We start from the raw sequence: 13,229 nt of genomic DNA, 5'->3' as shown, positions 1-13,229 counted from the left end.
CTTCGTGCCCGAGCATCGCGGGTCTGCGGTCCACAGATCAGAGGGTCCAATCCGAAGCTTTGACCCACACGTGCCGCTGGGCGTCACAGCTCGTGATCGTGGGGTATCGGCGGCTCTTCGCGCATCAAGAGAATTGAGATTCGGCGGTTTGCCGGTAGTTGGGGATCGTTGGTGAACAGCGGTTCGCTATCAGCCCGGCCAACCACGGAATGGAACCGTTCGGGCGGAATACCAGATTCCTGCAAGATTCGCCGCGCGGCGTTGGCCCGGTCTGCAGACAGCTCCCAATCGGTGTAGCCACTATTAAGGGGTGGACTGGTAGACAGCGCGGTGTGACCGGAAATCTGCAAACGGTAGGGGAACTGCCGAAGCACAGGCGCCATCCGCGCAAGAAGAAGACGTGTAGTCTCATAAGGGAAGCGCGATCCCTCCGGGAACATTGACCGGCCATCCTGATCGACCAGCGAGACATTCAGCCCGTCCTTGTTCTCTTCGATAATCAGATGCTGCGACAGCTCGGTGATCTCGGGAAGCGTCTGCCAAGCTTGGCGCAGGCTGGCAGCGGCGGTGGCGAAGCGCCGTGGGATTTCCGATTCTGCCTGTTCGATCGTGTGCGTATTGGCTTCGGGTCCTTGCAATGGGCGCATATCGTGGCGCTCGTTGGCAAATTCGGAATCCTCCGGTTGCACCACGATGCCGACGCGGCGCACATAGTCCCGCATCGGCGCGCCTTCCATCTCGATCATTCCCGCTCTGCGCACCACATCCTGGCTACCGAATGCGTCGCGCATGGAGCCAGCAACGACTTGGAGTTTCTGCTGATCCTGGATCGAAAAGGAGATGATCAGAACGAAAAAGCAGACAAGAATCGACATCAGGTCGGCAAATGTCACCAGCCACTCAGGGACACCTCCCTTCGCTTTTGCCCTTCTCGCCATCGTGTGCGCTCCGCTACGCCGCTTCGGCCAACTCTGTACGGGCTTTTTCAGGCAGGTAGGCCAGCAGCATTTCCCGGATCAGCGCAGGGCTTTTATTTTCTCTGATCTGGCCAACGCCATCGATGATCAGCGACAAGTTCACCTCTTCCACCGCAAACTTCGATTCAAGTTTGTCGGCGATGGGAAGGCAGACGAGGTTGGCTAAGATGGCGCCATACATGGTGGTCAGCAGGGCGATCGCCATGGCTGGACCAATGGTCGAGGGATCGTCCATGTTTGCCAACAACTGAACAAGACCCACCAGAGTACCGATCATTCCGAAGGCGGGCGCAGAATCGCCCAGCGCCTTGAAGACGCGTTGCCCCTCAGTCAGCCGTTCAAGCGAAAGGTCGCGTTCACGCTCAAGGCTCTCGCGGATGAACGCAGGATCAAAGCCATCGGTGACATATTGCGTCCCCTTTTGAAGCATGGGGTGTGAGACCTCCACGCTTTCAAGGCCAAGTGGACCGTTCTTGCGAGCAACATCGCCGAGCTCCGCAATTTCTTCAACGAGCTCAACGGGATTGGATTTTTTGTGGGTGAAGGCCGTCTTGCCGCCAAGCACCAAGGCTTGACCGATACCAGAAAGAGGAAACCGGATCAGCGTTGCAGCAAAGCCGCCACCGAAAACGATCAGCAGAGAGGGCAGATCGATGAATTGGCCGATACTGCCGCCCAAAAGCATGGCGGTGACGACGACGGCGAGGCCGGCAACGATGCCGATGATGGTTGCAAGATCCATTCTGGGTCTCTCAAACGAAAGCTCGCGGGGCCGCAAGCCAGGTGTCAGTTAGCCGGCAGCCTAGTCGAATGATGGAAAACGAGTGCTAAAGCGGGTCAGCGAAAAGCTGCGCTATTGGGGAAAGCTCGCTTTAAGGTAAGCAAAGCGTAAACCGCGCAGATACCAGCCGTTAACCATCCGTATTTACATCTGGTTCAGACAATTTGTGCGTCTGACACGGCAGTACGATCTCAATGAGCGTGATCCAATTTCTTGCTTGCGGTGGCGCATTGCGATGCCGAGCGCACGTCAAATCTATGCTCGCCGTAGCGCTCGCCTTGGGTATCGTCTCACCCGCTGTAGGGCAGGACATTGATCCGCCTACTGCTGCTTCGGCCGGGGTTGGTGAGCAAATTATCGATCCTGACGCTCCCCTATTTGCACCGCGCAGACCCGTGGGTGCCGACGAACCTATCCGTCCGGGTGAGGAGATCGCCGACCCCGACGATCCCCGCATTTTTGACGATAGCCAAGCTCAGCGGACCGCTGCGCAAACAGCGCGTGATCGTTTGGTGCCGCGAGGCGGATTGCGCAGGCTTGAGGACGATGATCCTGCCGGTGAGACACAGCCGGGGGATCGGTTCCGAACTGCCACGCAGGTTCGTGCCGATGCGTTATCGGAAGAACAGCTGGAGCGGTTGCGTCGGTTCTCAGTCGTTGACGACGACGCGTTGGTCACGGGCGGCTTCGCGTCCGATGACGCAGCAGACCAAGGTGCTGCGCTCCGCGGCGGGTTTGATGCCGAAGAGGAGGACCCGTTCTCGCCACTGGGAATTCGCCGTGGCCCGCTTACATGGTTTCCAGCAATTGATGTCCTGGTAGGCTACGATAGCAATCCGGACGAAGCCGCAAACGCACGGGACGTACGGACCTTGCGCCTCGCGCCGCAATTGCGCGTCGAGACCGATTGGAGACGGCACGGATTCAATGCCGAACTGGTTGGATCGATCCTTGTGTATGACGATGATCGCGATGTTGAAGCGAGCTTCGATGCAAACGCGGACCTGCGCCTCGATGTTGGTCGTGAGACGGTCGCCAACTTGCGGGGAACCTATGTTCTCGATGGTGAAGACATTGGCGATGTCAATGCCGTCAACACCGCATCCGACCGAACATTGACTCATGAGATTGGCGCGGAAGGATCAATCGAGCGTCGCTTTGGGCCTATTGCGGTTACCGCGGCAGGGCGTGCTACGCGTTTCTTGTTTGATGAGACCGACCTGACCGGAGGCGGGACGCAAAACAACGATGACCGGGAGCGTACCGATCTCGGCGCGTCGCTTCGCCTTGAACGCGCAGATGGTCCAATCCTTCGTCCCTTCGTGGAGGGCGCGGTCCTGTTGCGCCGGTTTGACGATAGCGTCGATCGCAACGGGTTTGAGCGCGATAGCCTGGGCTATGGGCTGCGCGGCGGTTTGACGATTGCTGATGGTGCGCCCCTGCGCGGCAGCGTTTCGGTTGGCCTCGTCGGTGAGACGTTCGATGATGCGGCACTTGATGATGTGACCACCCTCGATGTGCAGGCCGCGCTCACATGGGACGTCACGGGTTTGACCAGTGTCACGCTCGACCTTGGTACCGAACTTGATCCAACCACCGTTAGCGGTTCTGGTGTTAGCATAACCCGATCCGCAGCGGTCGGTGTCAGCCATCAGCTTCGGCGTGACCTTGAGGTTCGGCTGGGAGCATCCGTTAGCGAGGAGGAGATTTCCGGTGCCGGAACCGATGAGACAACGTACACTGGAACGGCCGGCGTCACCTGGAACCTGTCGAGGGTCGTAGCGTTTCGCGTCGATGGAACGTACTCGCATCAGCGCCAGTCGCCCGATGATATCGACCGCTTTACGATTGAAGCTGGCGTAACGCTTCGCCGCTAGCTGCTCGAAGCTACTCTGCAGCGCGGGCGGAGATGATGTCGCGCAACGCGTCTTGGAAATCGGGTGCAATATCCGGCCGGGACAGGGCAAACGCTACGTTGGCAGCCAAGAACCCTGCTTTTGAGCCGCAGTCATAGGTCGTGCCGACAAAGGGCATGGCAAAGAAGTCCTGGTTCTCATGAAGCGCAAGCATTGCGTCTGTGAGCTGGATTTCTCCACCTGCGCCCGCTGCCTGATTCTCCAAGATGCTCATCACTTCCGGCTGAAGGAGGTAGCGCCCGGTAATATAAAAGTTCGAGGGCGCGGTCCCCGGTGCGGGCTTTTCTACCATCTCGGTTATCGCGAACCCGCCACTGACATCCTCACCGCGACCTACAATGCCATACTTGGACGCTTCTTCAGGCGTGCATTCCTCAACTGAGACCACGTTGCCGCCGGAGGCTTCATAGAGATCCATCATCTGGCTCAGGCAGCCACGCTTGGACTGCATGATCATGTCGGGCAACAGCACGGCGAAGGGCTCGTCTCCGACCATTTCGCGCGCGCACCAGATCGCATGTCCGAGGCCCAGCGGCTCCTGTTGACGTGTGTAGCTCACCGATCCCGCGGCCGGCATCTGCGCGTCCAACGATTCCAGCTCCTTAAATTTGCCCCGTTTCCCAAGCGTGTCTCGGAGTTCCACCTGAATGTCGAAATGATCTTCGATTACCGATTTGTTTCGACCCGTCACAAAGATAAAATGCTCGATACCGGCGTCCCGCGCTTCCTCGAAGACATATTGAATCACAGGGCGATCAACGACCGTCAGCATTTCCTTGGGCATAGCTTTGGTCGCAGGAAGGAACCGGGTGCCCAAGCCTGCAACAGGAAACACTGCCTTGCGGATTTTGCGGGTCATAGTTCATTTACCTTGTTGATTCACATGTGGCGGGAAATCCCTTACGGCATGCAGCCGGTCATTTGCACCCCCGACCTTCGGGAGTGGCGCAGGCGATCAAACGGAAGCGATGGAGAACGAACATGGCCGTTTTGGTGACCGGAGGGGCGGGGTATATCGGCTCTCATATGGTTCATGCGCTTGTCGATCGCGGCGAACGGGTCGTCGTTGTGGACAATCTCACCACAGGCTTCAAACCAAATCTTCCTGAGGACGCGGTCCTCGCCGTTGGCGATGTCGGTGATCAGATTTTCCTTGAGGCGCTGATACGAGAGCATGAAGTGGATGCCATCGTTCATTTCGCTGGCTCCATCGTTGTGCCAGAGTCGGTTTCCGATCCGCTGGGCTATTATGCGAACAACACCGTCAAATCACGGTCGCTTATGGCTGCGGCGGTGAATGGCGGTGTCCGGCACTTCATTTTCTCTTCGACCGCCGCTGTTTATGGAATGCCGAGCAGTGACATCGTCGAAGAAGGCATGCCCACCGTCCCCATCTCGCCCTACGGTGCATCGAAGCTGATGACCGAGATGATGCTCGCTGATACGGCACATGCCCACGATTTTGCCTACACGGCACTGCGCTACTTCAATGTTGCGGGCGCTGATCCGGATGGCCGCACGGGACAATCGACGCCCAAGGCGACGCATCTGATCAAAGTCGCCACACAGGCCGCACTGGGCCAACGCAGCCATGTCGACATTTTCGGTAGCGATTATGCGACCGAGGACGGAACCGGGGTCCGCGATTACATTCACGTGACCGATCTGATCTCGGCCCACTGTTTGGCGCTCGATCGGTTGCGCGATGGTGGCGATAGTCTGGTCGCTAATTGTGGGTACGGGCGCGGGTACTCGGTCAGGCAAGTGATTGACGCCGTGCAGCGTGTGTCAGGCACGTCGTTTGACGTGCGTGAGGCGCCACGGCGTGCCGGCGACCCCGCTGCGTTGGTGGCGCGTGCAGATCGTGCGCGACAGGCGCTTGGCTGGTCGCCCGCATATGATGATTTGGACACAATCGTGGGCCACGCGCTTAGCTGGGAAGCGCGCCTGTATGGTCGAAATGAAATGAAAGCCTAACTGTTTGGCGGCAGGCTTTGGAATGGTTAATGTGCACCCGTGACCCTGAGGAGGTCTGGACAATGCTATCTTTCGATGTGGTTTTCCCGCGTGAACTGTGGCGGCGCTGTTGGGTAACGTTTGCGGCGCTTTTGGTCCTCATACCCATGACTGCGAAGCACGCGCAGGCCGATGTCGGCTTTCAAACGTGGATCACGCAGTTCAAGTCCGAAGCACGCAGCATTGGTATACCTCCGCAGCTTATTTCGCGTGCCTTTGCCGGTGTGACGTCGCCAGACCCAGAAGTCCTTCGAGCGGCGATGTCGCAGCCGGAGTTTGTGCGCCCGCTTTGGGAATACCTTGATAGTGCCGTCTCGCGCGCGCGCATCGACGATGGTCAGGAAATGCTCCGCCGGTATGCGACCGAACTGGATCGCATTGAGCAGGCTACAGGGGTCTCGAAGTACGTCATTGTTGCCATTTGGGGCATTGAATCATCGTATGGCGCCGTCCTGGACAATCGCGGCGTTGTGCGACCGGTCATTCGCTCGCTGGCAACGCTGGGGTACAGTGACCCCGATCGCAGCGAGTTTGGTCGCAGGCAGCTCATAGCCGCCTTGCAGATTTTGCAGCGTGGCGACACCACCGCCGACAATTTGTTCGGTAGTTGGGCGGGCGCTATGGGCCATACTCAGTTCATTCCGACCACATACCTCGAGTATTCTGGCGATTATGATGGTGATGGGCGCTCGGATATCTGGGAAAATGTGCCCGATGCGCTGTTCTCAACAGCGAACTATCTGCGGCAATCCGGTTGGGTAGCGGGCCACACGTGGGGCTATGAAGTGCGGGTTCCAGCGGGCTTTGACTGGCAGCTGGCCGACGAGACCACAGAACGGTCGCTCGCAGAATGGCAGCAGCTTGGTATAGCGCGAGCGAGCGGAAGTGCATTTCCTAGGCCAGATGATCGGGCAACGTTGATGGCACCAACGGGCGCGCGGGGTCCCGCTTTTCTGATGCTGCGCAACTTTGATGTCATCAAGGTCTACAACAACTCCACCAGTTACGCGCTCGCAGTTGGTCATCTGGCTGATCGGCTGAAGGGATTTGGCGGGTTTCGCAGCAGCTTTCCTCGCGATGTCGAACCCCTGAGCCGCGACGAGGTTCGCCGGTTACAGATGCTTCTGACGCAGCGTGGTTTCCCTACCGATGGCGTAGATGGAAAGATTGGCCCCAATACACGCGGTGCGATCAGGGACTTTCAGGCTTCCGTCGGTCTCACGCCAGATGGCTTTGCCTCATCGGCGCTGCTGGGCCGGCTCAGCGGCAGCTGATGAAGGCTGAGCGCTTCGGGCGCAGGTTCACCGCTTTTCCCCGCCATGCTTCCGAAACTGTGCCGGTCATGCTAGCTGGATAGGCATGCAATACTGCGACGCTCACCGGGGACTGACTGTGCACTCCAAACGCTTTGTTTCATGGAGTAAATCTACAAGGGTCGGTCTTGTTTTGAGCGGTCGCCACGCGCTGGCATTTATTATTTGCCTTTCGATGGTAGCCATCCTGCCACCGCTGCTGCCTGTCCCCGCCGAAGCTCAAAGTTGGCGCCAGAGCGACCCCAGTGCGATTGTTTTGCCTGGGCAGCCCGGCAATAGCCAGAGCAGCGGTGAAAGGGGCGGACTGTTTCGGCTTTTCCGGTTTGAGCCACGTCGGCAGAGCCAGCCCCGCCAGCCGCAAAGGGGAACCACGCGCAGCACGACATCGTCTGGAACCTTCCAGAGCGCGCCAGCACAGCGAGCCTTGCCCCCTCCACCCCCTCCTAAGGATTTCGATGCGCGATCCGTCGTCGCAATTGGCGATGAGTTTGCCGATCAGTTTCACGTCGGCATGGTCGACCGGCTCGATGGAAACCGCCGGATGCAATCGTTCGGTGTTTCGATCCCAGGGACGGGGCTAACCAATCCAGAAGCGTTTGATTGGGTTGCTGAAGCGCCAAGCAGGATCAACCGTTTTGAGCGCGTGGCCGCTGTTGTCGTGGCGCTTGGTTACAGTGACGCTCGGACGCTTATCAACGGTGACCAGCGCCATGCGTTCGGATCGTCGCAGTGGCGGCAGTTCTATCGCAACAGGGTGACCACGCTCGCGCTCACATTGTTGGGGGAGGGCAATCCTGTGATCTTTGTCGGTTTGCCGCCGATGGCCGATCCAACTCGTAATGAGGAAGTCCGACTGATCAACCAGGTTCTGGAAGAAGGCGTTGCACCGACACTCGCTCGCTTTGTTTCGGTGTATGAAGGTTTTGCAGACGAACAGGGGAACTATGTTCGGGCAGGACCAAGCCTTGCCGGTGACGTGGTCAATCTGCGTAACCGTGATGGTATCTTTCTCAATCGTGCAGGGCGGCAAAAATACGCGCAATTTGCCGAGAGGTTCATCCCGCTGGAAGGACAGGAAGTCCTTGAGCCGCAGGTTTCGTCTATCATCTACGAGGGAAGTGCTCGTTCGGCAGATGGGGTCGGGCCTGTCATCTTGTTGACATCCGGTTTTGCAGATCCCACGGCAAGTCTTATCGACGATGTGGAGCGGATCGTTCCCGAGGAGCGAGAAACGCTTGACCGGCTGACGCGCGGCACGCTTATCGAGGCACCGCCGACCCGCGCCGACTTTTTCCGGGCACCCGGCTAAGCTCTAGTGCCAGAGCATCGAAGATTTCTGTATTTCACGGTTTCGTGAAGACAGATCACGCTGGTGCACCACGGCGTGAGTGCGCCGTGCCCAAACTCTCCCGCTCTTGTCATTTCACCTTGAACGCATCGTCAGGCAGCTTGCTGTGTATGGAGAGCTTTAAGTTTTCCTACGTATGCTGATCCTCTCAAAGAACCATCAAGGGAATACAGACCAATGAGCCTCACCCGACGTACCGTTTCCGCCGCCGTTCTCGCAGCTGCTGCTGTTGGCGCCGCCGCTTCCGTAACCGCCGTTGCTCCGGCCCATGCTCAAGGCCAAGAGAAATGTTATGGCATTTCAATTGCTGGTGCTAATGACTGCGCTGCAGGCCCGGGCACCACTTGTGCTGGCACATCGACGGTTGACTATCAGGGCAACGCCTGGACGTTCGTTCCAACCGGCACTTGCGAGCAGTATGGCTCTGCCAGCATGTCAGACGATGAGCTCTTCCTGCCGGATGGCCGTATGGGCTCCCTGACCGAACTCGATCGCGACCTGCCTGCATAAGGTTGCTCACACCAATTGCCGGGCGGACTTTTTGTCCGTCCGGCAACCCTCCAACCGTGCCTGTTCTGAAAGTCTTCGCCATGCCCGCTCCAATGATCACCGATAGTGATGCCGGCCTCGGCTTCAAGCACGCCCATGCCGAAGAGATAATGGCCGGTAGACACGATGTCCGCTGGTTCGAGGTACACCCCGAAAACTATATGGGTGCTGGTGGTTTGCCCCACCGGATGCTCACTGATTTGCGCCAGCGCTATGGGCTTTCACTGCACGGTGTCGGTCTGTCGATCGGAGGCGAGGGCCGCTTGGATTCCGACCATCTTGCGCGCCTGGCAGAACTTAACCGACGCTATCAGCCCGACCTGTTTTCAGAACATTTGGCATGGTCGAGCCATGATGAAAGCTACTTGAACGACCTTCTGCCCGTCCCGTACACCGAGGAGACGTTGCAACGCGTTTGCGATCACATCGACGAAGCGCAGACCGCGCTCGGTCGGACGATCCTGCTTGAAAACCCTTCTACATATGTCGTCTTCGAGACGTCCGAGATGGAAGAGACTGAGTTCCTTACCCAGATCGCGCGGCGTACTGGATGTGGTTTGCTTCTCGATGTGAACAATGTGTTTGTTTCGGCAACCAATCATGCCACCTCGCCGCAAGCCTATCTCGATGCTTTCCCTGTGCAGCATGTCGGAGAGGTGCATCTGGCCGGGCACGCGTCGGTCATGTTGACCGATGGAGCGCCCCTTCTGATTGACGCGCATGATCGCGAAGTGGCAGATCCGGTTTGGGAGCTCTACGGCTCGCTGATCGAGCGTATGGGTGCGCGCCCCACGCTGGTTGAATGGGACACCGATATTCCTGCTTTCCCGGTGCTTCAGAAGGAAGCTGCGCGAGCGCAAGCGGTCCTTGATCGCCAAAGTCCGCTGCTTGGCCGTCGCCATGTCGCTTGATGCAATGACACACGGCGGACCTTCCGACGACCAGTCCGTGTTCGCGCAGGCTGTGCTCGACCCCGATGCGCCCGTTCCGGCAGGGATTGCGCGTGCTAACGGGGCAAACCCCGAGGAAGCGTTCGCCGTTTACCGAAACAATGTGATGTCCAGCCTGATTGAGGCGCTTGCCGACAGCTTTCCCATAACAGTGAAGCTCATTGGAGATGAGCCTGCCCGAGCAGTTATGGCAGGCTTTGCGCGCACACACCCGCCACGAACCGCAATTCTTGCCGAGTTTGGGGCCGATTTTCCGGACTTTCTCGCAAACCATCCGGTTTCTGCCTCGCGACCTTTCCTCGCCGATCTTGCGCGTCTTGAGATGCTGCAGTTGGGCGCATACCACGCGGCTGACGCGCCTTGCCTTGATGGGGCGACGCTGGCCACAGTCGATCCAGAGACCCTTTCGAGAGGGCATTTGCTCGTCCATCCAGCGGTTCGACTGCTCAATACCAAGTTCGCCATCGTCAGTGTTCATGCCATCGAAAAAGCTGCAAACTCCGGCGCGGACCTCGGGGATGCCCGAGCGCGCCTTGATATCAATCGACCGGAACATGCCATCGTCACCCGCCCGGTGTACGAACCAATCGTGCGGGCAGTAAGTCCTGGCGGATATGCCTTTTTCGCCGCCTGCAAAGGGAGCGACACCTTCGCCGACGCGGCGGAAAAAGCGTTCGAGGTTCAACCGGATTTCGATCTGCAGGCCACGCTGGCGTTAGGCTTGTCCGTAGGCGCCTTCAGGGCTTTCTCGGCCGAAACACCTTCACCTTCGCCCAAACACACCGCATAAGGATAGCTGACCATGGCCAGCCTTGACACACACGCCGTCGGCCAGATGGCTGATGACGATCAAAACAGAACAGGCCCTCTTGGCACCGTAATCGCTCTTCACAATCGGTTATTCGGCGTTCTTGAGCGTGCAACGTCCGCTTGGCTTCCTGGTGCGTTGGCGCGCTTCACGTTCGCCGCCGTGTTGTTCGGGTATTACTGGAATGCCGCGCAGACCAAGTTGGATGGTGGTCTGTTTTCCCTGTCCATCGGTGCCTATGCGCAGATTGTTCCGCCTGTGATTGAGGCGGTAGGGTATGACGTCACACAGATAGCGTGGCCCTGGACCCTGCTGGTCTATGCAGGAACCTACGCCGAGTTTCTCCTGCCGATTTTGGTGACGATTGGTTTGTTCACCCGTTTATCGTCCTTGGGCATGCTCGGTTTCATTGTCGTCCAATCCTACGTTGATGTTGCCTTCCATGGCGTTGCCGACGCCGATATCGGGGCATGGTTCGACCGTTTCCAGAATGCGATCATTCTTGATCAACGCCTCCTGTGGGCTTTTCCCCTGATCTATCTTGTTATCAAGGGACCAGGTCTTCTTTCCGCCGATAGCGTGTTGGGTCGGGCGCTGAAACGCGAACGCTGACACGTTTGCATGGTCAATGGGCGAAGCATATTGATGCGCCTATGACGCGTGGATATGAGTTGGCCATGCCGAAGGTCCGGTGCTACATGCACCGGACCTTCTTTGTTTTGGGGCTGCGATGTATTTTGGAAGTGACAACTGGGCAGGCGCAGCACCGGAGGTGACCGATGCTCTGCGTGCGGCGTCCTCTGGGTTCGCCGCATCCTATGGCGCCGATGACCTGACCAGCCAACTCAAGGACACGTTGGGCGCTTTTTTTGACCGGCAAGTCGATGTTTTTTGCACGGCCACGGGATCGGGCGCGAACATGTTGGCGCTGAGCGCCATCACGCGACCCGGTGGAGCGATTCTCGCCCATCGTGACGCCCACATTCTGGTCGATGAAGCCTGCGGGCCAGAATCGCTTGTTGGCATGAAGTTGCACAAACTGCAGGGACGTCAGGGCCGTATCAGCGCCCGCGATGTACTTGACGGATTGGCTGCCTATCCCGACGGTGCGATCTATCGTGGACGGGTAATCGCTGTCTCGATGACCCAGGCAACCGAGTTTGGCACCACGTATTGTGTCATGGATGTTGCCGCCATCGGCTCGATTGCGCGTCGTAACGGCGTGTTCCTACACATGGATGGTGCGCGTTTTTGCAACGCCTTGGTGGCGCAAGATGTTGCCCCCAGCGCGATGACCCATGAGGCGGGCGTGGATATGCTCTCTCTCGGCTTCACCAAAAACGGCGCCTGGGCATCCGAGATGGTGGTCAGTTTCAGGCCTGATCTCCACGACGATCTTGCGTATCGCAACAAGCAGATGGGCCAAGTGTTTTCAAAGAACCGGTTTGCTGCCGCACAAGCGCTGGCGATGTTGCGCGACGACACCTGGAAGAGGCTTGCCAGCCACGCCAATACGATGGCGGCCGACCTATCGAATGGCTTGTCAGCGCTGCCAGGTTGCCGGCTCGCCGCGCCAACTGAAGTCAATGAGGTTTTCGCGATCGTCCCAAATACAATGGCGGATAGCCTGGCGAGCGCAGGTGCGATCTTTGCGCCCTGGCCGTCGGACGCAGCGGACGATGGCGCTCGGCCAGCAGACGATGAGACCCTGATACGTCTCGTCACCAGCTTTGCGACGACGCAAGATCATGTCGATCACTTTCTCGAAGCCGCAAGCCGCAGCAAGGCCGCTTAGACAAGCGCCAATAGAGGATCAGCTGCTTGGGTTTTTGGATTGTTGCCGGCCTGGCCGCTTTCATTTTGGGGCTGTCCAAGGGCGGAATGCCAGCGATGGCGATCCTCGCGGTCCCGCTGCTATCGCTGTATATGGATCCGATCCTGGCGGCCGGGCTGCTGCTGCCACTCTACATGATCGCTGATTGCTACGCGGTCTACCTGTTTCGCAAGGCTTTCTCCCGCCGGAACCTCATGATCCTTCTGCCAAGCTCGGTGTTTGGTATCATTGGAGGTTATTTCGCCGTTTCCACGGTTCCGACGAACGCGATCAAGCTGCTGCTGGCGTTTATCGGCTTTGCCTATCTGGCGAATGCGATCTTCAAGCGATTGAGAAAGCGTGAGGGGCCGCCGAGGCCGGCTGATGTGCCGCGTGGTGTGGTCTTCGGGGCGCTCGCGGGCCTGACGAGTTACATCGCCCATGCTGGCGGTCCCCCGTATCAAGCATATGTTCTGCCGCAGAAGCTTGAGAAAATGGCCTACTTGGGCACGACCACCATTTTCTTCACCTGCGTCAACATCATGAAGATGCCAGCATTCGTTCTGGCCGGTCAGCTCACTTGGGAAACACTCATGCAGGTTTTGTGGCTGGTCCCGTTTGCTCTGGGCGGCGCATGGAGCGGAGCACAGATCAGCCGTTGGCTACCGCAGAAGGTCTTCTTTGCGTTTGTCGAAATCGCTCTGGGACTGGTGTCCTTTAAGCTGCTGAGCGACGTCCTTCTGAGCTAGTCACAAAAA

The 13,229-nt window shown here is 58.3% G+C and carries 13 protein-coding genes; 10 read left to right on the top strand and 3 right to left on the bottom strand.

Features of this window, described 5'->3' with window-relative positions; genetic code table 11:
- Positions 1-83: 83 nt before the first annotated feature.
- Both AAF739_05685 and AAF739_05680 read right to left on the bottom strand, forming a co-directional pair.
- Entirely contained in the window at positions 84-938 is an 855-nt protein-coding gene (locus AAF739_05685) for a flagellar motor protein MotB (GenBank protein MEM6382146.1), read from the bottom strand.
- 13 nt (positions 939-951) lie between these two features.
- Positions 952-1,719 (bottom strand): MotA/TolQ/ExbB proton channel family protein, encoded by a 768-nt coding sequence (locus AAF739_05680; protein ID MEM6382145.1) that lies wholly within the window; start codon positions 1,717-1,719, stop codon positions 952-954.
- Between the two features lie 233 nt (positions 1,720-1,952).
- Here AAF739_05680 and AAF739_05675 point away from each other — a divergent pair, with 233 nt between their 5' ends.
- The gene (locus AAF739_05675; GenBank protein MEM6382144.1) at positions 1,953-3,635 is read left to right on the top strand and encodes an outer membrane beta-barrel protein; all 1,683 of its coding nucleotides are present in this window, start codon (positions 1,953-1,955) and stop codon (positions 3,633-3,635) included.
- A gap of 10 nt (positions 3,636-3,645) precedes the next feature.
- On the opposite strand, the gene galU is transcribed toward AAF739_05675, so the two are convergent.
- Entirely contained in the window at positions 3,646-4,533 is an 888-nt protein-coding gene (gene galU / locus AAF739_05670; protein MEM6382143.1) for a UTP--glucose-1-phosphate uridylyltransferase GalU, read from the bottom strand.
- Positions 4,534-4,655: 122 nt separating this feature from the next.
- Between galU and galE the strand changes: the two genes are divergently transcribed.
- From galE to AAF739_05625, 9 genes are all read left to right on the top strand, one after another.
- Positions 4,656-5,651, top strand: a complete 996-nt coding sequence (gene galE, locus AAF739_05665; protein MEM6382142.1) for a UDP-glucose 4-epimerase GalE — start codon at positions 4,656-4,658, stop codon at positions 5,649-5,651.
- A 62-nt stretch (positions 5,652-5,713) separates the two neighbouring features.
- The gene (locus AAF739_05660) at positions 5,714-6,964 is read left to right on the top strand and encodes a lytic murein transglycosylase (GenBank protein MEM6382141.1); all 1,251 of its coding nucleotides are present in this window, start codon (positions 5,714-5,716) and stop codon (positions 6,962-6,964) included.
- Positions 6,965-7,427: 463 nt separating this feature from the next.
- A complete protein-coding gene (locus AAF739_05655) occupies positions 7,428-8,312 on the top strand; it encodes a hypothetical protein (protein MEM6382140.1) in 885 nt (294 codons plus the stop codon).
- Positions 8,313-8,528: 216 nt separating this feature from the next.
- Positions 8,529-8,861, top strand: a complete 333-nt coding sequence (locus AAF739_05650) for a DUF2282 domain-containing protein (GenBank protein ID MEM6382139.1) — start codon at positions 8,529-8,531, stop codon at positions 8,859-8,861.
- Between the two features lie 80 nt (positions 8,862-8,941).
- The gene (locus AAF739_05645; protein ID MEM6382138.1) at positions 8,942-9,811 is read left to right on the top strand and encodes a DUF692 domain-containing protein; all 870 of its coding nucleotides are present in this window, start codon (positions 8,942-8,944) and stop codon (positions 9,809-9,811) included.
- A complete protein-coding gene (locus AAF739_05640) occupies positions 9,801-10,640 on the top strand; it encodes a DNA-binding domain-containing protein (protein ID MEM6382137.1) in 840 nt (279 codons plus the stop codon). Before AAF739_05645 ends, AAF739_05640 begins: the two co-directional genes overlap by 11 nt.
- Before the next feature lie 12 nt (positions 10,641-10,652).
- Positions 10,653-11,270 (top strand): DoxX family protein, encoded by a 618-nt coding sequence (locus tag AAF739_05635; protein ID MEM6382136.1) that lies wholly within the window; start codon positions 10,653-10,655, stop codon positions 11,268-11,270.
- Positions 11,271-11,388: 118 nt separating this feature from the next.
- Positions 11,389-12,453, top strand: a complete 1,065-nt coding sequence (locus tag AAF739_05630; protein ID MEM6382135.1) for a beta-eliminating lyase-related protein — start codon at positions 11,389-11,391, stop codon at positions 12,451-12,453.
- Between the two features lie 26 nt (positions 12,454-12,479).
- Positions 12,480-13,220, top strand: a complete 741-nt coding sequence (locus tag AAF739_05625; protein ID MEM6382134.1) for a sulfite exporter TauE/SafE family protein — start codon at positions 12,480-12,482, stop codon at positions 13,218-13,220.
- The last annotated feature ends 9 nt before the right edge of the window (positions 13,221-13,229 follow it).

Source organism: Pseudomonadota bacterium (assembly GCA_039024915.1).
GTDB lineage: Bacteria > Pseudomonadota > Alphaproteobacteria > Rhizobiales > MH13 > MH13.
Note: the sequence above shows the minus strand (reverse complement) of the source record. Positions and strands in the feature narration are given on the sequence as shown.